This is a genomic window from Kitasatospora sp. NPDC059648 (genome assembly GCF_042734825.1).
Lineage (GTDB): Bacteria > Actinomycetota > Actinomycetes > Streptomycetales > Streptomycetaceae > Kitasatospora.
Window position 1 is genome coordinate 43,613 of sequence record NZ_JBHWDU010000033.1, and the last position, 16,517, is coordinate 60,129.

The following is a 16,517-nucleotide window of genomic DNA, read 5'->3' on the forward strand; positions in this document are numbered from 1 at the left end:
ATCAAGACGCGGGACGAGGACAAGGGCGGACCATGGCCGAACGCTTGACCACCCAGCAGGTCGCCGAGCAGCTCGGCGTCAAGGTGGAGACGGTGTACGCCTATGCCAGCCGCGGCCAGCTCAGCAGCGAGCGGGCCCCGGGCGGCAGGGGCAGCACGTTCGACGCCCGCGAGGTGGCCGAACTGGCCGCCCGCGGCCGCCGCGCCCCGGTGCGCCCACCAGCCGGCGAATCGGCAGCCGTCGATCGCCCGGGCGCCGAAGCCTGGCCCGGTGGACCGGTCACGGTACGGACCGGACTGACCCTGATCGAGAACGGCCGGCTCTACTACCGGGGCCGCGACGCCGTCCGGCTCGCCGCCGAGCACGGCTTCGAGGCCGCCGTCGCCTGGCTCTGGGGTCAGGGCACCGACGCGCCGGTCTCCCTGCGGGTGCCGCCCGCCACCGCCGAGGCCCTCACCCGGGCCGCCGCCGCGCTCCCCGACGGGATCCGGCTGCCCGACCGGCTGCGGATCGCGGCCACCGTCGGCGCCGCGCTCGACCCGCTCCGCTTCGACCTGCGCGAACAGACCGTACTGGCGGCCGGGTCCGCACTGATCGCCGGAATGGTCGAGGCCCTGCCCCGCACCGCGCCCGACCCCGGGCCGGACGCCACCCTCGCGGCGCGGCTGTGGAGCCGGCTCGCCACCACCGCGCCCACGCCCGAGGCGCTGGCCTGCCTGGACCGCGCCCTGGTGCTGCTCATCGACCACGAGCTGGCGGTGTCCACGGTGGCGGCCCGGGTCGCGGCCTCCGCGCGGGCCCATCCGTACGCGGTGGTCTCGGCCGGCCTCGGTGCCACCGACGGCCCGCTGCACGGCGCGGCCAGCCCGCTGGCCCAGCGGATGCTCGCCGAGGTGCTGGCCGATGGCGCCGTACCCGTGGTCTCCGACTACCTGCGCACCGGCCGGGCGATCCCCGGTCTCGGCCACCGCCTCTACCCGGACGGCGATCCCCGGGCGGTCGCCCTGCTCGACGCGGTCGCCCGGCTCGACGGCGGCGCGGCCGTGGTGGCGGCGGTCGCCGAGGTCGAAGCGGCGGCGGGCCCCGCCGGGCGACCGGCCCTGCGGGCCAACATCGACCTGGCCCTCGCCGCGATGGCCCTCACCGCCGGCCTCCCGGCCGAGGCCGGCGAGGTGGTCTTCGCCGTCGCCCGCACCCCGGGCTGGCTGGCCCACGCGGTGGAGGAGTACCGCGAGGAGCCGCTACGGATGCGCGCCCGCGGCAGCTACACCGGGCCACCGCCGCAGCGGAGCTGACTCCGCGTCACCGGCATCGCGTTCCACTGGGAGTCGACGTCCACCCGCTCCCGGGACGTCACACGCCCGGCGGGTTCCGGTCCAGGTAACGCAGGCCCTGCTTGAGGTACGCCCGCGGGTTGGTGGTCAGATGCCCCGCCCAGGCGGGCTCGGTCTCGCCGCGCCGGTGGGCGTAGCAGGCCAGGGCGTAGCCGAGCATCCGCTCGCTCAGGTAGCCGAGCCGCGAGTACGACCAGCCCTGCTTGCCCTGACGGAAGTCGAAGGCGGAGTTGGCGGCGAAGATGCCGAGTCCGAAGTGGACCGTCAGAAGGTCGGTGAGCGGTTCCTGGTCGCGCCGGTCGGCGGGGATGCGCTGCTCGTCGAGGAGGCGGACGTGCCCGAGCTCGTGGGCGATGGTGGCGACCAGGGCGACCGGACGGGCGGCCTGGCGCTGGTCGATGGCGATCAGCGGCCGCCCGTTCTCGCGCCGGTAGTGCCCCGCGGCGTAGCGGGACCTCCGGGCGAGCCGGAGGTCCGCGACCATGGCGTCCTCGCCGTCATCCGGCTGGATCTCGATGGTCAGCCGGTTGGGCGCCACGCCCAGGTATCCGCAGATCTGGGCGATCACGCCCCGGATGTCCTCCTCCGAGCCCCGGTACGGCCCCGGGAAGTACTCGGCGGTCGGCAGCACCGGCGCGCGGTCCAGCACGCCACGCCCGAACTCGGCCGCCAGCCAGGCCATCGACTCCTCGATCCAGGCCCGCTCCTCCGGCCCGACCGGGCACTTCGGCGAGAACAGCGCCATGACACCCCCCTGATGATCACGGCCATCATGCCAGTCCCTGCCCGGGCCCTGTTCGTGCCCCCTGACGGGACGTCGGGTCGGACGGCCCGTCAGAGGCGCGATGGGAACTGCAGCAGTCCGAAGGCCTGCGGAAGCGCCTGCCGAACGTCCCTTGCCTACCCGGCGGGCTTCCAGAGGGAGAGCAGGAAGCTGTACGCCGGGGGGTCGAACGGCTGGCCGGTCGGCTTCACGTCGGTGAGCTTGAGCATGGCGAGGTTCCCCTTGTCCGTGACCGTGCAGAGCACGTCGCCCTTCTTCAGGGCCTTCTGGTCGATCAGCGCCGTGTTGCTGAGCTCCGCGGGCAGGGGGGCGGTGTCCACCGACTGCCGGCACTGCTCGGGTGACGTGCCCGGGCTCTTGGCCATGGGGGTGCGGAAGTGCATCAACTGGAGGAGGTAGTAGAAGTCGGCCTGGTGGTCGCCGAGATCGCCGTTCGGCACCACCTTGGGCGTGTCCAGGTCGACGGTGATCACCGCGCCGATCACCGGCGGGCCGACGAGCAGCGGGCGGTCGGCGAAGACCGGCTCGTAGCCGCCCTTGGAAGCGGCGGTGGCGGACGCCGCGGCGGGCGGGGCGTCGGCGGGCCGCGTGCCCGGGGCCGCGGTCGCAGCAGCGGTGGCGGCTGCTGATGGGGCGGACGCGGTCGTCGTCGGGGCGCCCGTGGCCCCGGTGGTACCGGACTTGTCGTCGCCCGACAGGAACCAGGCCGTGCCGGCGGCGATCACGGCCAGGGCCGCCACGAGGGCGACGGCCATCGGCGTCCGTCGGCGGGGCGGCCGCCCCGCCGCCGCGGCCGGGGGTGCGGCCGGAGCCGGAGGTGCGGCCTGGGTGGGCGCGCTGTGCACGTCGTCGCCAGGACGGCTCGCCACCTGGGTGGGCACGTAGGTGGCCGCGCCCCCGTCGGCTCCCGCTGCCGACGCTACGGAAACGGGGGGTACGGACACCTGGGGTACGGACGCGGGGTGCGCGGGCGCGCCCGCCAGCAGCCGCTCCGCCTCGCGCCCGCGCTCGGCGACGGCCGCGGTGACCGGCCCCGGCAGCCAACCCTCGCCGGGCTTCAGGGCGCGGCCCAAGGAGCGCTCGCACAGCTCCGCCAGCTCGCTCGGCGTCGCCCTGACCGCCGGGTCGGCGATGACCGTACGCTCCAGCAGCGGCCGCAACTGCTCCGGGTACCCGGTCAGATCCGGCGGCCGCAGCTCGGTGTTGGCGATCTGGGTGGCCACGGTCAGCGCGCCGCCCGAGCCGTACGGGTGCCGACCGGTGGCCGCGACGGCGGCGATCAGGCCGAGCGAGAAGACGTCGGCGGCCGCAGTGACCTCGGCCCCCGTGCCGTGCTCGGGCGACATGAACTGCGGGGTGCCGATGAAGCCGCCGCTGCGCGTCAGCTGGGTGGACTCGGCGGCCCGCGCGATCCCGAAGTCGATCACCCAGGGGCCGTCCGCCCCGAGCAGGATGTTGGCGGGCTTGAGGTCGCGGTGGACGACCCCGGCCGCGTGCACGGAGGCCAGCCCGCGTGCCACGCACCCGACGAGCTCCAGCGCCGCGGGCACCGGCAGCGGGCCGAACGCCGCCAGCACCTCGTCCAGCGGCATACCCGGCACGTACGCGGTCGCCAGCCACGGCTGTCGCCCGCCCGCGTCGTGGTCCATCACCGGCACCAGGTGGTAGCCCCGCACCTGCTGCGCCGCCCTCACCTCGTGCTGGAAGCGGCGGCGGAACTCCGCGTCGTCCGCGAACTCCCGGCGGATCACCTTCAGCGCGACCGGCTGCTTCCCGCGCGTGCACGAGAGGTACACCGATCCCATGCCGCCCTCGCCGATCCTGGCGAGCAGCCGGTAGCCGGCGATCTCCCGCGGTTCATCCGCCCCGAGCGCACCCAGCGCACCACTGTTCCCGCTGATGGAACCCACCCCCGATCACGTTGAAGATCAACAATAGCCGCCGGGCGCGGCCGGTCGCGCGGCACGGCCCGACCGCCGAACGCACTCCGGCCTCGGTGGACCTCGCACCGAGGGGGGACCGGGGGCTCGGAACCGGAACCGTTGACAGTGCCACGACGGGCTCCTAGCGTGGCGCAGTCGATCACCCGCACGTAGGGACTGCTGATGGCCGAGCCCCGCCCGTACGATCTCGTCCTGTTCGGTGCCACCGGCTTCACCGGCGGACTCACCGCCGAGTACCTGGCCCGGGCCGCGCCCGAGGGGTGCCGCTGGGCACTCGCGGGACGGGACGAGGGCAGGCTCGCCGCCGTCCGGGCGAAGCTGGTGCGGATCGACCCGCGCTGCGCCGAGCTCCCCCTCCTGATCGCGGACGCCGCCGACCGCGAGGCGCTGCGCGCCGTGGCCGCCGAAGCCCGGGTGGTGATCTCCACGGTCGGCCCGTACCTGCGGCACGGCGAGCCGCTGGTGGCCGCCTGCGCGGACAGCGGCACCGACTACGTGGACCTCACCGGCGAGCCGGAGTTCGTCGACCGGATGTACCTGCGGCACCACGAGCGGGCGCTGGCCACCGGCGCGCGGCTGGTGCACGCCTGCGGGTTCGACTCGGTGCCGCACGACCTCGGCGTGCTGTTCACCGTCGAGGAGCTGCTGCGCCGCGGCGGCCCGGCGGCCCGGGTCTCGGTCGAGGGCTTCGTCCGCGCCGGCGGCACCGTCTCCGGCGGCACCTTCGCCTCGGCGATGACGGCCTTCTCCCGTCCGCGGGCGATGGCCCGGGCCGCCCGGGCGCGCCGCGCGGCGGAGCCCCGGCCGAAGGGACGGCTGGTCCGCACCCCGGCCGGCCGCCCGCACCGGTCGCGGGCGGCCCGGGCCTGGGCGCTGCCGTTGCCCACGATCGACCCCCAGGTGGTGTCCCGTTCGGCCGCCGCACTGGACGAGTACGGCCCGGACTTCGGCTACGCGCACTACGCGGCGGTGCGGCGGCTGCCGATCGCGCTCGGCGGTGTCGCCGCGGTCGCGGCGCTCGCCGTCGCCGCCCAACTGCCCGTGCTGCGCCGGGCCCTGGGGCGGCTGCGCAAGCCCGGCGACGGTCCCGGCGCGGAGCAGCGGGCGCGGTCCTGGTTCGCCGTCCGGTTCGTGGCACGGGCTCACGACGGGCGGACGGTCCTCACCGAGGTGTCCGGGGGCGACCCCGGCTATCAGGAGACCGCGAAGATGCTCGCGGAGTCCGCGCTCTGCCTGTCGTACGACGATCTGCCGCCCCGGGCGGGGCAGTTGACCACGGCGGTGGCGATGGGCCGGCCGCTGATCGACCGGCTGATCGCGGCGGGCATCTCCTTCCGGGTGCTGGACACCCCACCGACGACCGCCCCCGGCCGTTAGGGGGCGGGGCCGGGTGGCCAGGGGCGGGGCCGGGGGCGGGGCCGGGTGGCCCGATCACCTTGCCGTGCCCCGGCCACCCGACCGCCTCAGGCGGTGCCGAGCGGGTTGAGGAGGGCGAAGCGCCAGCCGCCGTCGGAGGGGTCCCGACGGGCGATGTTGGCGGTGGTACCGGTCGGTGCGACGCGGTCGCCTGCGGGGGTGTCGATCTCCAGGGTCCAGTCGGTGACCAGCAGCGCGGTGCCCGCCCCGACGAGCGTGTGCCGCTGGATGTTCGTCAGGCGGCCGCGGGCGGCGACCGTCCCGCCGATCTCGGCGCGCAGCGCCGTGGGGCCGGAGATGAGTTCGCCGGAGACCGTACGCATCGCCGCACCGGGCGCGAACAGGGCCAGGGCGGCGTCGACGTCCCCGGAGTTCAGGGCGTCCTGGAAGGCGGAGGGAAGCTGCGCGGGATCGGTGATCAGGGGGGTGGACATGGTGAACGGGCCTCGCTTCTCGCGGATTCGACAGTCGCGGCGGCACTCTGCCGCCGTGACTCCACGATCCCGCCGGGGCCGCCTCCGGGCGAGGTAGGGTCGGGACTCGTGATGGTCGAAAATGGACAGCACGAGGTCATCGACATCGCCTACGACAACCCGGACCGACTGCGCACGGGCATCGAGGTGCTGACCTTTGACGCCCTGAAACCCCGGCTCAAGCGCTCGGTGGCCCGTCGGCCGAGCCGCCTCGACTTCCACCAGCTGCTGCTCGTGCGGGGCGGCGAGGGCACGGCGATGGTTGATTTCGTCACCCACCCGTGCACTCGCGGCACCCTGCTGCACCTGCGGCCGGGCCAGGTCCAACGGCTGCCCCAGGACACCGACGGCCGTCTCGCGGACCTCGACGCCGTACTGGTCCTCTTCACCGCCGACTTCCCGCCGCCGCTGCCCTCGACCCGCTCCGCGCTCGACGGGTTCGGGCCCGTCGCCTGGCAGCTGTCACCCGCCGACCTCGCCGCCTTCGACCGCGCCACCACGGAGTTGGCCGCGGAGTACGCGACGCTCCAGGCCGTGCACTCCACCGCCGAGCTGACGGGCGTCCTCCTGCGCCAGCTCCTCGGCGCGCTCCTCGTCCGCGTCGCCCGCCTCCCCGCCCCCGCCGCACACCCCGCCCCCGGCACCGAACTCCACCTCGCCTTCCGCTGCGAGCTGGAGCGCTCCTTCGCCACCACCCGTTCCGTCGGGGACTACGCGGCTCGCCTCGGCTACTCCCCCCGCACCCTCACCCGCGCCTGCCTGGCCGCCACCGGCCGCACCGCCAAGCAGCTCGTCGACGCCCGCGTGGCCCTCCAGGCCCAACGCCTCCTCGCCCACACCGACCTGCCCGTCGCCACGATCGGCCGCATCCTCGGCTTCACCGAACCCACCAACTTCGGCAAGTTCTTCACCCGCGAAACCGGCCGGACCCCGGGCGCCTTCCGCCGCACCCAGCGCTGACCCGGCGCCGAGGCGCGCAGCTCGAAGGGGTGGAGCCTCTGCTGCCGCCCGGCTCCCTGGGCCCGGCGCCCACCGCGGCCGCCGCCGTCAGGCGTTCCTGCCGCGTGCGGCCACGCGCCAACGGCCGACGAGCTCGCCACCGGCGACCACGGCGACGTCGTCGACGAGGTTCACCGCCACGCAGACGTGGTTGGGGATCACGCGCAGTCGCTCGCCGAGCCCGGGAAGGTCGCTGTCGGCGGGCCAGACCACGGTGGCATGGTGCTCGGAGAGCGCCGTGATGCGGGCCCCGGGGTGGTCCATGAGCCGCCCGAAGCCCGTTGCCCACGCGGGCCGGTCGCCGCCGAGGACCTTGCTGCCCGCATCGAGGACGACCCGCCGGGGCGTGGTGCCGTCTCCCTCGTGACGGCTGACGACGGTCGCCGCGACCGTCAGCGCGATGTCCGCCGTGGAGCACCGGCCGAGTTCGAGCTGCTGGGCGTCTCCGAACACGTAGACGCCAGGCCGCGCCTCGGTGATCGCCGAACTCCCGGTCAGCTCCGCGGTGGGGGTGGAGCCACCGCTCACCCGCGTCACCTCGAAGCCCGCGGCGGTGAGCGCCTCGACGGCCTCCCCGAGGGCCTTCTCCTCCTCCGCGGCGGCCCGTTCGGGCATGTCCGGCGCGTAGCCGTGGCCCGGGAAGGTGAACACTCCCCCGACGCGGAGCCCGGCACGGGCCGCCGCGCCCGCGACCTCCACCGCCTGGGCCGGACGGACGCCGCTGCGGTGGTGGCCGCTGTCGATCTCCACCAGCACCTCGACGTCACCGGCCGCGGCCCCGAGGCGGCGGCCCGCCGCCTCGGCCGCTTCGACGGAGTCCGTGCCGATCGCGATCCTGGCCCGGGTGGTGAGCCTGCGCAGCCGCTCCGCCTGCCGGGGCCCGATCCAGAGCGGGTAGGCGACGAACAGATCGGTCGCGCCGTGCTCGGCGAAGACCTCGGCCTCCCCGATGGTCGCCACCGTCAGCCCGACCGCCCCAGCCGCGAGCTGCCGCGCGGCGATCTCGGGCATCTTGTGGGTCTTCACATGGGGGCGCAGCCGCAAGCCCTTGGCGGACAGCGCGGCCGCCATGCGCTCGATGTTCCTCTGGAGCACGTCCAGTTCGACCACGATGTCCGGCGTGTCGATCTCCACCGGGATTCCGCTCATCTCGTTCCTTTCCGACTCGAATCGCACCGGATGCATTCTCGCTGGCCCGGGCTCGGTTCGGGTAATCCGCTGTCCTGGTCGGGACGGCCGCCCGGGAACTCGACGCGCCCGACACCGCGCTCTCCCGGCACACGCCCGCACCGTCGCCCGAGCCCGGCGACGAGGGTTCAACGGTGGCGCGGACGATTGACCGGATGCACGAGGGGGGCATATTTTGAACGCGTTCAATCCTATGGAGGGGGGAACGACCATGGCGCAGGACGCCCATCCCGCGACTTCGGCCGGCAGTAGGCCGGCCGGGGAAGGGTTCGGCCGGTCCTCGACTACGGCACGTCCCGATGGTGCCGGCCTGCACCGCGGACGGTCCGACAGGGGCGGGGGGAGCGAAAGTCGTAACCTCTGCTGCGACACCGGGCGCTCCTTCACCATCGCACTGCTCGCCGGACTGCCCGCGGCCTACCTGACGGTGTTCGAGCTGGACGACGGCTACCCCGGCGGGGATCCGGCGATGTCGATCCTGTGCATCCTGCCGCTGCTGCTCCTCCCGTTCGCCGTCGGCGCCCGTGGCCGGACCGATCACGGCAGGGCGGCCCTGCGCTGGTTCCTACGGGCCGTCGCGCACTACGCGATCCGGTTCCTGGGACCGACGGTGCTGCTCCTGAGCCTGGTCGGGGCGGCCTACGGCGGCGGCACGTGGGGTTCCGGCGAGTCGATGCCGGAACTGGTCCTCCTCACCGCGCTGGTGATCGGCGGCCCGGTCGCCCTGGCCCTGCTCATGGTGGCCCCCTGGGCGGCACGCGGCAGCGATACCCGTCTCGCTCTCGCCGTGCTCGCCAACCTCGTGCCGTTCCTCCTGGTCATGCTCGGAGGCCTTCCCGCCGTGCTGGTGATCGTCGTCCACGTGGTCTTCGCCTGCCGGGTCGGGCCTGCCGCCCCCCTGCGGGGCTCCCGATCCGACGGGGCGTGAGGGCTGTCCGCCTCCTGGAACGCGGAACAGGACGCTCGGCGGTGCGGTCCGCGAGTTACCCACCGCACCACCTGGGACCTGTTGCGGGACCGCCGCGACCTGGTCGACGCGGGCGTGGAGGAACTGCTGCGGGTGAACCTGTCCATCGGTGACGCCCTGCCTCGGCTCGCCCTCGCCGACGTGCGGCTCGGAGACGTCGACGTCACGCGGGGGGAGCTGGTCCTGGTGCCGGTCGAGGGCGCGAACTTCGACCCGGAGGCCTTCCCCGATCCCCATCGCTTCGACCTGGACCGCGCCAACGCCGCCGACCACGTCTCCTTCGGCGGCGGCTCCCACTACTGCCCCGCCACCGCGCTCGGGCGCGTCCACGCCCGGATCGCCCTGGCGACCCTGCTTGACCGACTGCCAGCCCTCGAACTCGCCGTTCCGGTCAGCCAGTTGGTCTGGCGAACGGGCTTCATGAAGCGGATCCCGGAACGGCTGCCGGTGACGGTACGAGGGGCCCGGGCCTGCTTCGCCGACCCAGCCGGCGTCGGCCTGGGGCGGGACGGTGCAGCCGAGGTGCTGGAGGCTGTAGAGGACGTTCATCGCGCAGTGCTTGGCGCCGTCCTCGTTGCCGGTGATCAGGCAGCCGCCGACCCGGCCGTAGTAGGCGTACTGCCCGTCGGGGTTGAGGGTCGAGGAACAGGCGTACAACCGCTCGATGACCTTCTTCATCACGGAGGAGTTGTCCCCCAGCCAGACCGGCGGAACACTCTGGCACCCTACCTGACCAGCCACGAAATCGGTCATGCCCAATGCTGCTTCAACCGGCCGAAGCAAGGGGCGGAAGCCGGGCTCTCAGGTGGCCGGGCCGAGGTACCCGCGACCATGGATCAGGCCGTTCCCGCCGCCCCGGTGGGGCTACCGGTGGCGATGGATGACTCGTCGGCGCGCCACGCCGCAGCGGTCAGAACGGTGGCGCCCATCGCCGCGAAGCCCGAAAGCGCGTAGAAGGTAAGGATGACGACCGCGCACCAGAAGAAGCCGACGTCGGCCCAGGAGATGTCGTCGGAGCCGAAGACGGCGAGCAGGCCGTAGATGAGCGTCGCGAGGACGGCGAACAACAGCAGTAGCACCGCTGACAGGGCCGGCAGGACAGCGGGCAGGACACCGAGCGCCGGGGTCATCTCCCGGTTGCCGGTGATGGTCAGCGCGTACGCCGCCACCAGGAGCAGCAAGCAGCCGACGGTGTAGTAGCCGTTGACGCCGCCCCATCGGAGCAGATCGCGCAGATCGCCGACCGGCGCGCCGCCGAACATGGAGCGCACGTTGGCGACGAGCACACTGACGAAGAAGTACGTCCCTGCGAGCCACAGGGCCTGCAGGACGAGGACCGCCAGGGTCGTCAGGCTCGCGTAGAGCTTCTGGTGTCCCGGGATGCGTCCCAGGTGACGAGCGCTGAAGCGGGCGGCGGCCACGACGGTGCGACCACCGGCCCGGGCCGCCCGGTAGCCCTCCCGCCCTGCCAAGTACCACATCCGCACCGCGATGAGGGTCGCGGTGATGGTGGCAGCCACGCTGCCGACGCCGAACCACGAGGTGAGGACGTCGCTCACGACATCCCAGAACTGAGGGGCGCTGGGCAGGAGGCTGTCGTTGTCGGCGAGGGTCGTCACCTGGGTCTCCACACATCGGTTGGGGATGGTCCGTCCGCAGATGGCCGGATCATCGGCTTGCGGTCGGCTGGCCGGGGCGTTCACCGCGCCGCGGTGCGGTCCTCCGTCTCGGTACGGCAGCGGGGGACGGAACTCATCGGAACGCGCGGCGCGCGTGCCACGCGCCACCAGTGCCGAGCAGGACGGCGCCGGCGACCGCGAAGGCAGCCGTCACCACCGGGGACCAGTCTCCGTGGCCGGCCCCGCGAGCGAGCAACCATCCCACCGCGGCACCGGCCCCAGCCAGACCGGCTATCTCGAAGGCCGCTCCCGGCCGTCCCCCATCCCCGCCGCTCCAGCGCCGGATGATCACTGCGGGCAGCGAGACCGCCAGCGTGGCGAGCAGGGCGATGAACGGCCCCTGAAGGTGCTCGGCCAGCGGAAGCCTGAACCCCAGCGTCTGCACGGCGGTGAGCGCCATGAGTAGCCCCCCGATCACGGAGGTCTGCACGAGCGACAGGTACTGCTGGTGGCTCTGAAGGCGCTGCGTGGCCGACTCGGTCGCGATGCGGGCCGCTTCCTTGACGCGCTCGCGCTCGATGCCGAAGGAGAAGGCGTCCTCCTCCAGCACGTCCGCCAGGCGCGTCGCGCACTGCGCGTCCGAGAACAGGGGGCGGGGGTTGGGGTCGGCAGGCGTGCTCAACGCGGCTGTCATCGCGGCGGAATGGACCCCGATCGTTCGGCCCATCGTACGCAGCTTCAGCTCCCTGTCGGCGGCGATCCCGTCCTCGACCAGGAGCCGGTGTGCCCGCTCCGCCAGTTCCTCCCAGCGGGCCAGCTCCCGCCGTGCGGCACGTCTGTGGTAGCCGCTCGTCGAGAGCAGCCGGTGACAGTCCAGGAGCAGGAGCTGGCCGTCCTCCCGCAATGCGGTCCTACGTCGCGTCAAGCCTGGGTCGGCGGCTTGACGGACCTGGTGCTGGTCCCGGATGGCGGCGGCGTGCAACAGGTACCTGGTGACCGGCGCCATCGGGCTGAGGACGTCGAACCACGACCATGTGTCCAGCGAGGCCTCGTCGGTATCGGTGGCTCTCGTGGTGGTGACGAATGTCCGATCCACGTGGTCCTCCCCGGTCCTTCGGGACGCCACCTCCCGTATGGAGAGTTCGGCCGGCAGCGACAACCGTTCGGAGATCCGGTCGGTCCCGTCCGTCGCTGCACCCGGCACGATCCCGGCGAGTCGGCCGGCCACGGCATCGAGGTCGAGGGCCCCGTCGGGACTCGCATCGGCGAGGGCGCGGTACATGCGGGCGCTGCCGATCAGCGGGTCCACGCCCCCTTGCGTCGGTGGCGTGTAGGCGCCGTCCCATGCCCGCTCCAGGTCGGCCCATATCGTCGCCGTCTCCGCCATGCCGTGCGAGGCGCCGGCGTCCGGTGGCGCGAGCATCACGACGAGGCCCGCGATCCCGCCGAGCACGTACACCCGGGCCTCGAACACGCCGGGCCCACTACTCCGGCGACTGCTCACCGGGTGGAAGCTCGAGGACGCGTCGATTGTGTGGGGCAGGACCATATCGCCAGTCGACGGAACCGGTCGGTCCATCCCGATCCGCCCGCAGGCGGACCAGAGGGCGTCCAGCACGGTCCGGCCCGGGCCGGTGAGTTGCTGAACGTCCATGAAGTAGTGGAGTTGCAGAGCCTCCCGAGCGAAGCGGACCTCAGTGCTCATCGGTGCCGTCCTGCGAGCTCCCGCCGCCGTCGGTGTCCTCCAGCGTCCGGATCAGCACCCCGTGGGCTTCGAGGAGTTGTGGCGGCATGGGCTCGTTCTCCCCCTCGGCCATTGACCGGGGGGCCCGCCAGACGTCGACGAGGTCGGAGAGCCGCCCGGTCGCACGCCTGAGCGCCGTCGGGTCGCCCGCTTCGGCACCGGCCTGGAGGGCCGCCAAGCACTCCCCCACCCGGGACCACCCACGGGAGGAGAGCCGCCACGTCGGCGCCTCGGACAACAGATCAACGGCCTGCCGACGGACTGCCCGGATGTCGTACGACATGCACCCCCCTCACCCATGCGCTCGTGATCGCCCCACAGGATAGGGCAACAACGGGCTTGTGAGTGACGTGTACTGACGAACGTTAAGGTGTGCTCACTCTCCTGCCCGGGACAGGGCCGAGGACTCGGAGGTACTCGTGATGGACGTCTGGCCACGCCGGCACCGGTTCTCCGTCGAGCGGGGGTGGGCGCTGTTCCGCAGGTACGCGGTGAACGCCGACGAGGCGCTCTTCGAGGAAGCCGTAGCGCTCTGCTCCAGTGAGCTGGGCAGATGGCGAACGTCGCCGGATCCGGCGGGCAGCCCCGAGATCGGCGTCCGATGGCTCCACCTCGCCGGAAGACTCCGGCAACTACGGTACGAACTCCGGGGCCGTCTCGACGATCTTAAAGGGGCGCACGACGCCCTGGAGGAGGCTCTCGAACTGACGGTCTCCACTCGAACGAGGAGCCGCGCTGACGTGCAGTACCACCTCGCGCAGGTTCTCCTCCACGAGTACGACGCATCGCTGACGTCCGACCTCACCGTGCCCGAGCGGCTGGCCCGCGAGTCGTTGGCCGTCCAGGTGCCGGGCAACCAGGACTACGGCCTCCATCTGCACCTCCACGCCGATGTACGCCGCCGACAGGGCCTCCAGGCGGAGGATTCTGCGATCCTTCGGGATGCAGTGCGTCTCCTCCAGGACGCCGCGAAAGCGACGGCAGCGCTTCCCTCGTTCCACTGGCAGGCCCTGAACACCCTCGCCGTGGCGCGAACGCAGTTGTATCTCGCCACCGGTGACCGGGAAGAGTTGCCGTCCGCTGTCGCCGACGCCAAGCGGGCGCTTGCATCGGCCTCCACCCAGACGCTGTCCACCGACAACAGGGTGCGGCTGTCCTCCACGCTCGGCGATATCGAACGGCTCTACTACGAGGCGACCGGTGACCCCACACTCCTGCGCCAAGCGCTTCTCCACACGCGCGAGGCCGTGGAGGCTGCCTCCCCCGACACGACCGCCTGGAGCGCGGCCTTGTCCAACCACGCCAACGTCGTGAGCCTCTCGGATCGCCCGGAGGACCTCCGTGCGGCAGAGCAGATCCTTCGGCAGGCCATCGCAAGGAGCAGTCTCCCGGGGATCCGCGCCCTCGCGTCGCACAACTGTGGTGTCGTCATGAGTCATACCGCGGAGCTGACCGGGGACGGCGTGCTGATGGCGGAGGCCATCAGCCACCTGGAAGACGCGATCAGGATGACCGATCCCAGCGACCTCCATCAAATCCCCTTCCGGCGGAACCTGGCCCATGCGTTGGTGAGGCTCTGGGTCCTCACGTCCGATCCGGGGGCCCTCGACCGCGCAATCGACATCGTCGCCCGTGCCCTCGTGGAGACTTCGCGAAGTGCCGTGCAGCGCCACATGCTTTACAACCTTCAGGCTTCCCTCCTGGTGGCGCGGTTTCGTGACGGCCGGGATTCGGACGATCTGGCCGCCGCATGCAGGGCCGCGCGCAGCGGGCTCGCGCTCGTTCCCTCGGGCCACGTGACGCGCCCGGCGCACCACACGCAGTACGGCGAGGCACTCTTGGGCTGGTCCGTTCACGGGGATCAGCCGAACGCGGCGGCGGAGGCCTACCACCACCTGCGGCTCGGACTTGAAGGAGGTGAGGACTCGCCCGACTGGGCGAAACGGGCGCTCTTCCTCGCCGACGCGCTGGTCTCCGGTGGATCCGACTCATCTCGTAGGGCCCGCAGAGTGCGCAAGGCGATGCGAGCCGAAGCACTGGCTCTCTATCAGCGTGCCGCCGCACACCGCTTCGGTTCACCCGCCGAGCGCTGGGCGGCGTCGTTCGCCTGGGCTCGTCTGATGGCCGAGGAACAGAACGTGGACGGCGCCCTCGAAGGTCTGAGTGCGGCGATCGACGTACTGCCGCAGCTCGCCTGGCCGGGCCTGTCCAGAGAGGACCAGCTGCGCCCGCTGGGCGGCAAGTCCGAGGCCGTCTGCGATGCGGCGGCGTTGGCCATCCTGCTGGGGAAGCCCCAACGCGCGGTGGAGCTCCTCGAAGAGGGCCGGGCGCAACTCCTCTCGCACGCTCTCAACGTGAACGCGGACCTCGAGGACGTCCGCGTGCTCGACCCTGCGCTCGCCGAGAACCTGGAAGCCGTCCGCCGCCAACTGACCGACAACGGCCCGTTCACCTCCGACCGATGTCTCGCCGCGGAGGACACCTTCGCCCACGCCGGCCGGAGACGTGAGCTCTACCTGCGCTGGACGGACCTGGTCGAACAGGCCCGCCGACTTCCGGGAATGGCCGGGTTCCTACGCCCGCCGTCGTTCGACGAGCTGGTTCACGCGGGAGATCACGGACCTGTCGTCCTCTTCAACATCAGCGGCGTGCGCTGTGACGCGCTCATCCTTACGCAGGGGACCGTCGTCGTGGTTCCCCTTCCCGCGTTCGACCGCGAGAAGGCCGAGGCCAGGGCACAGGCGCTGGCCGCACTGTTGGAGGCGGCGGACTCCTCGATCGAGGGCGGCGTCGAGGAACTGCGGGAGTACCTGGCCGATCTCCTGGGCTGGCTCTGGAAGAGCCTGATCCGGCCGGTGATGGACCGCCTTGGGAGCAGCGGGTCGCGCAACGGCCGCTCCCACAGGCCGATGCGCCTGTGGCTCTGTCCGACGGACGTTCTCAACCGCTTGCCCCTCCATGCCGCCGGTCTGCTCCCCGAGGACCCGTACGACGGCGAGTCCGCTCCCCCTGACCTGCTCGTGGACCGCGCTGTCTTGTCCTACGTCCCGACCCTCCGTTCCCTGCTGTCCGCACGAGAGGAGGGCAAGAACCGGCCCGCTCGCGCTCCGCGTCTGCTGGCGATCGGCGTCGGGGGGCTGGAGAGCGGCACGGCCGGGCTGAGGCCCCTGGCACACGTCTCCGGCGAGATCGACGCGGTCGTCGCGCGGTTCCCGGGTGCCACGCCGCTGAAAGAACAGGATGCGACCCGGGAGGCGGTGCTGGCCGCGCTGCCCGCGCACGACTGGCTACACTTCGCGGGTCACGGCAGCCAGGACGCCTCGACCCCCGACGGAACCCTCTACACCTGGGACGCAGTCGGCAGCGACTACCTCAAGGTCACCGACATCTCCGCCCTGCGTCTGCGCGCTGCGGAGCTCGCCTACCTGTCGGCGTGCCAGACGCAGCGTGCCACCGTCGACCACCCCGACGAGCCGGTGACCCTCGCCGGGGCGCTTCGGCTGGTCGGCTTCCGGCACGTCATCGCCACCTACTGGGGCCTGCGCAGCAGGTCCGCCCGACAGGCGGCCGTCGCCTTCTACGACCACCTGCTTGCCGGACGGTCCTCCGACGACCTGGCGCTCAGCTCCGACGACGCCGCAGCCGCACTCCGGTCGGCTGTCCGACAACTCGTCCGCGACCGGCCCGAAGCACCGGAGATCTGGGCGGCACTGGTCCACGTCGGACCGTAGGCCCGCCGCCCACTCCCCTCGGCAAGCGCGGCCGCCTGTTCGGCGGGCTGGAGGAACTGCGGGGGCACCCGGGCCATCGGGGGTGCTGACAGGTCCCCGGCGGGCCAGGCGGCTCAGAGGTCCTAACAAAGGCCTTGGACGTGTCGGTGCGTGATCAGGCAGGTGGCGAGGCCGAGGCAAACGGCGACCCGCCGACCAGCGTGCTCTCCTCTGCCACGACGTACCGCTTCACCGGCCCAGGCGGAGGCCGACCCGGATTCTTCCCGACCTCCCCGACCAGCGAGCCGTGATCGTTGGCAGTCAGACGGTCAAGGCCCAC

The 16,517-nt window shown here is 72.7% G+C and carries 12 protein-coding genes and 2 pseudogenes; 6 read left to right on the forward strand and 8 right to left on the reverse strand.

Annotated features, from left to right (window positions below; genetic code table 11):
* Positions 1 to 32 precede the first annotated feature (32 nt).
* Complete coding sequence (locus ACFV1W_RS20805; protein ID WP_380418570.1) at positions 33 to 1,295, forward strand: citrate synthase; 1,263 nt, start codon at positions 33 to 35, stop codon at positions 1,293 to 1,295.
* A gap of 58 nt (positions 1,296 to 1,353) precedes the next feature.
* Here ACFV1W_RS20805 and ACFV1W_RS20810 read toward each other — a convergent pair whose 3' ends face one another.
* Both ACFV1W_RS20810 and ACFV1W_RS20815 read right to left on the reverse strand, forming a co-directional pair.
* Entirely contained in the window at positions 1,354 to 2,079 is a 726-nt protein-coding gene (locus ACFV1W_RS20810) for a hypothetical protein (protein WP_380418572.1), read from the reverse strand.
* Between the two features lie 155 nt (positions 2,080 to 2,234).
* Positions 2,235 to 4,028 (reverse strand): serine/threonine-protein kinase, encoded by a 1,794-nt coding sequence (locus ACFV1W_RS20815; protein ID WP_380418573.1) that lies wholly within the window; start codon positions 4,026 to 4,028, stop codon positions 2,235 to 2,237.
* Between the two features lie 195 nt (positions 4,029 to 4,223).
* Between ACFV1W_RS20815 and ACFV1W_RS20820 the strand changes: the two genes are divergently transcribed.
* Complete coding sequence (locus ACFV1W_RS20820; RefSeq protein WP_380418575.1) at positions 4,224 to 5,438, forward strand: saccharopine dehydrogenase family protein; 1,215 nt, start codon at positions 4,224 to 4,226, stop codon at positions 5,436 to 5,438.
* A gap of 86 nt (positions 5,439 to 5,524) precedes the next feature.
* Here the strand turns inward: ACFV1W_RS20820 and ACFV1W_RS20825 are convergent, their stop codons facing one another.
* The gene (locus tag ACFV1W_RS20825; RefSeq protein ID WP_380418577.1) at positions 5,525 to 5,911 is read right to left on the reverse strand and encodes a YybH family protein; all 387 of its coding nucleotides are present in this window, start codon (positions 5,909 to 5,911) and stop codon (positions 5,525 to 5,527) included.
* Between the two features lie 111 nt (positions 5,912 to 6,022).
* Between ACFV1W_RS20825 and ACFV1W_RS20830 the strand changes: the two genes are divergently transcribed.
* Entirely contained in the window at positions 6,023 to 6,910 is an 888-nt protein-coding gene (locus ACFV1W_RS20830; protein ID WP_380418579.1) for a helix-turn-helix domain-containing protein, read from the forward strand.
* Between the two features lie 87 nt (positions 6,911 to 6,997).
* On the opposite strand, the gene ACFV1W_RS20835 is transcribed toward ACFV1W_RS20830, so the two are convergent.
* Positions 6,998 to 8,098, reverse strand: coding sequence for an alanine racemase (locus ACFV1W_RS20835; RefSeq protein ID WP_380418580.1), 1,101 nt, complete (start codon positions 8,096 to 8,098; stop codon positions 6,998 to 7,000).
* A gap of 466 nt (positions 8,099 to 8,564) precedes the next feature.
* On the opposite strand from ACFV1W_RS20835, the gene ACFV1W_RS20840 reads away from it, so the two are divergent.
* Together ACFV1W_RS20840 and ACFV1W_RS20845 are read left to right on the forward strand one after the other, a co-directional pair.
* Positions 8,565 to 9,065, forward strand: coding sequence for a hypothetical protein (locus ACFV1W_RS20840; protein WP_380418582.1), 501 nt, complete (start codon positions 8,565 to 8,567; stop codon positions 9,063 to 9,065).
* Between the two features lie 81 nt (positions 9,066 to 9,146).
* A pseudogene (locus ACFV1W_RS20845) lies at positions 9,147 to 9,455 on the forward strand (cytochrome P450); the annotation flags it as partial.
* 102 nt (positions 9,456 to 9,557) lie between these two features.
* Here the strand turns inward: ACFV1W_RS20845 and ACFV1W_RS20850 are convergent.
* The 4 genes and pseudogenes from ACFV1W_RS20850 to ACFV1W_RS20865 all read right to left on the reverse strand — a co-directional run.
* Positions 9,558 to 9,812: pseudogene (locus ACFV1W_RS20850) on the reverse strand (flavodoxin family protein); the annotation flags it as partial.
* 128 nt (positions 9,813 to 9,940) lie between these two features.
* On the reverse strand, positions 9,941 to 10,723 hold the full coding sequence (locus ACFV1W_RS20855) for a hypothetical protein (RefSeq protein WP_380418584.1): 783 nt from the start codon (positions 10,721 to 10,723) through the stop codon (positions 9,941 to 9,943).
* A 133-nt stretch (positions 10,724 to 10,856) separates the two neighbouring features.
* Entirely contained in the window at positions 10,857 to 12,428 is a 1,572-nt protein-coding gene (locus ACFV1W_RS20860; RefSeq protein WP_380418586.1) for a CATRA conflict system CASPASE/TPR repeat-associated protein, read from the reverse strand.
* Complete coding sequence (locus tag ACFV1W_RS20865; RefSeq protein ID WP_380418588.1) at positions 12,418 to 12,750, reverse strand: CATRA system-associated protein; 333 nt, start codon at positions 12,748 to 12,750, stop codon at positions 12,418 to 12,420. The genes ACFV1W_RS20860 and ACFV1W_RS20865 overlap by 11 nt, the downstream gene beginning before the upstream one ends.
* 457 nt (positions 12,751 to 13,207) lie before the next feature.
* On the opposite strand from ACFV1W_RS20865, the gene ACFV1W_RS20870 reads away from it, so the two are divergent.
* Positions 13,208 to 16,198 (forward strand): CHAT domain-containing protein, encoded by a 2,991-nt coding sequence (locus ACFV1W_RS20870; protein ID WP_380418590.1) that lies wholly within the window; start codon positions 13,208 to 13,210, stop codon positions 16,196 to 16,198.
* Positions 16,199 to 16,517 lie beyond the last annotated feature (319 nt).

What these genes read in the sequence shown, in the direction of transcription:
- ACFV1W_RS20805 (WP_380418570.1), top strand. Translation starts at nt 33, where the DNA reads ATGGCCGAACGCTTGACCACCCAGCAGGTCGCCGAGCAGCTCGGCGTC.
- ACFV1W_RS20810 (WP_380418572.1), bottom strand. Translation starts at nt 2,079, where the DNA reads ATGGCGCTGTTCTCGCCGAAGTGCCCGGTCGGGCCGGAGGAGCGGGCC.
- ACFV1W_RS20820 (WP_380418575.1), top strand. Translation starts at nt 4,224, where the DNA reads ATGGCCGAGCCCCGCCCGTACGATCTCGTCCTGTTCGGTGCCACCGGC.
- ACFV1W_RS20825 (WP_380418577.1), bottom strand. Translation starts at nt 5,911, where the DNA reads ATGTCCACCCCCCTGATCACCGATCCCGCGCAGCTTCCCTCCGCCTTC.
- ACFV1W_RS20830 (WP_380418579.1), top strand. Translation starts at nt 6,023, where the DNA reads ATGGTCGAAAATGGACAGCACGAGGTCATCGACATCGCCTACGACAAC.
- ACFV1W_RS20835 (WP_380418580.1), bottom strand. Translation starts at nt 8,098, where the DNA reads ATGAGCGGAATCCCGGTGGAGATCGACACGCCGGACATCGTGGTCGAA.
- ACFV1W_RS20860 (WP_380418586.1), bottom strand. Translation starts at nt 12,428, where the DNA reads ATGAGCACTGAGGTCCGCTTCGCTCGGGAGGCTCTGCAACTCCACTAC.
- ACFV1W_RS20865 (WP_380418588.1), bottom strand. Translation starts at nt 12,750, where the DNA reads ATGTCGTACGACATCCGGGCAGTCCGTCGGCAGGCCGTTGATCTGTTG.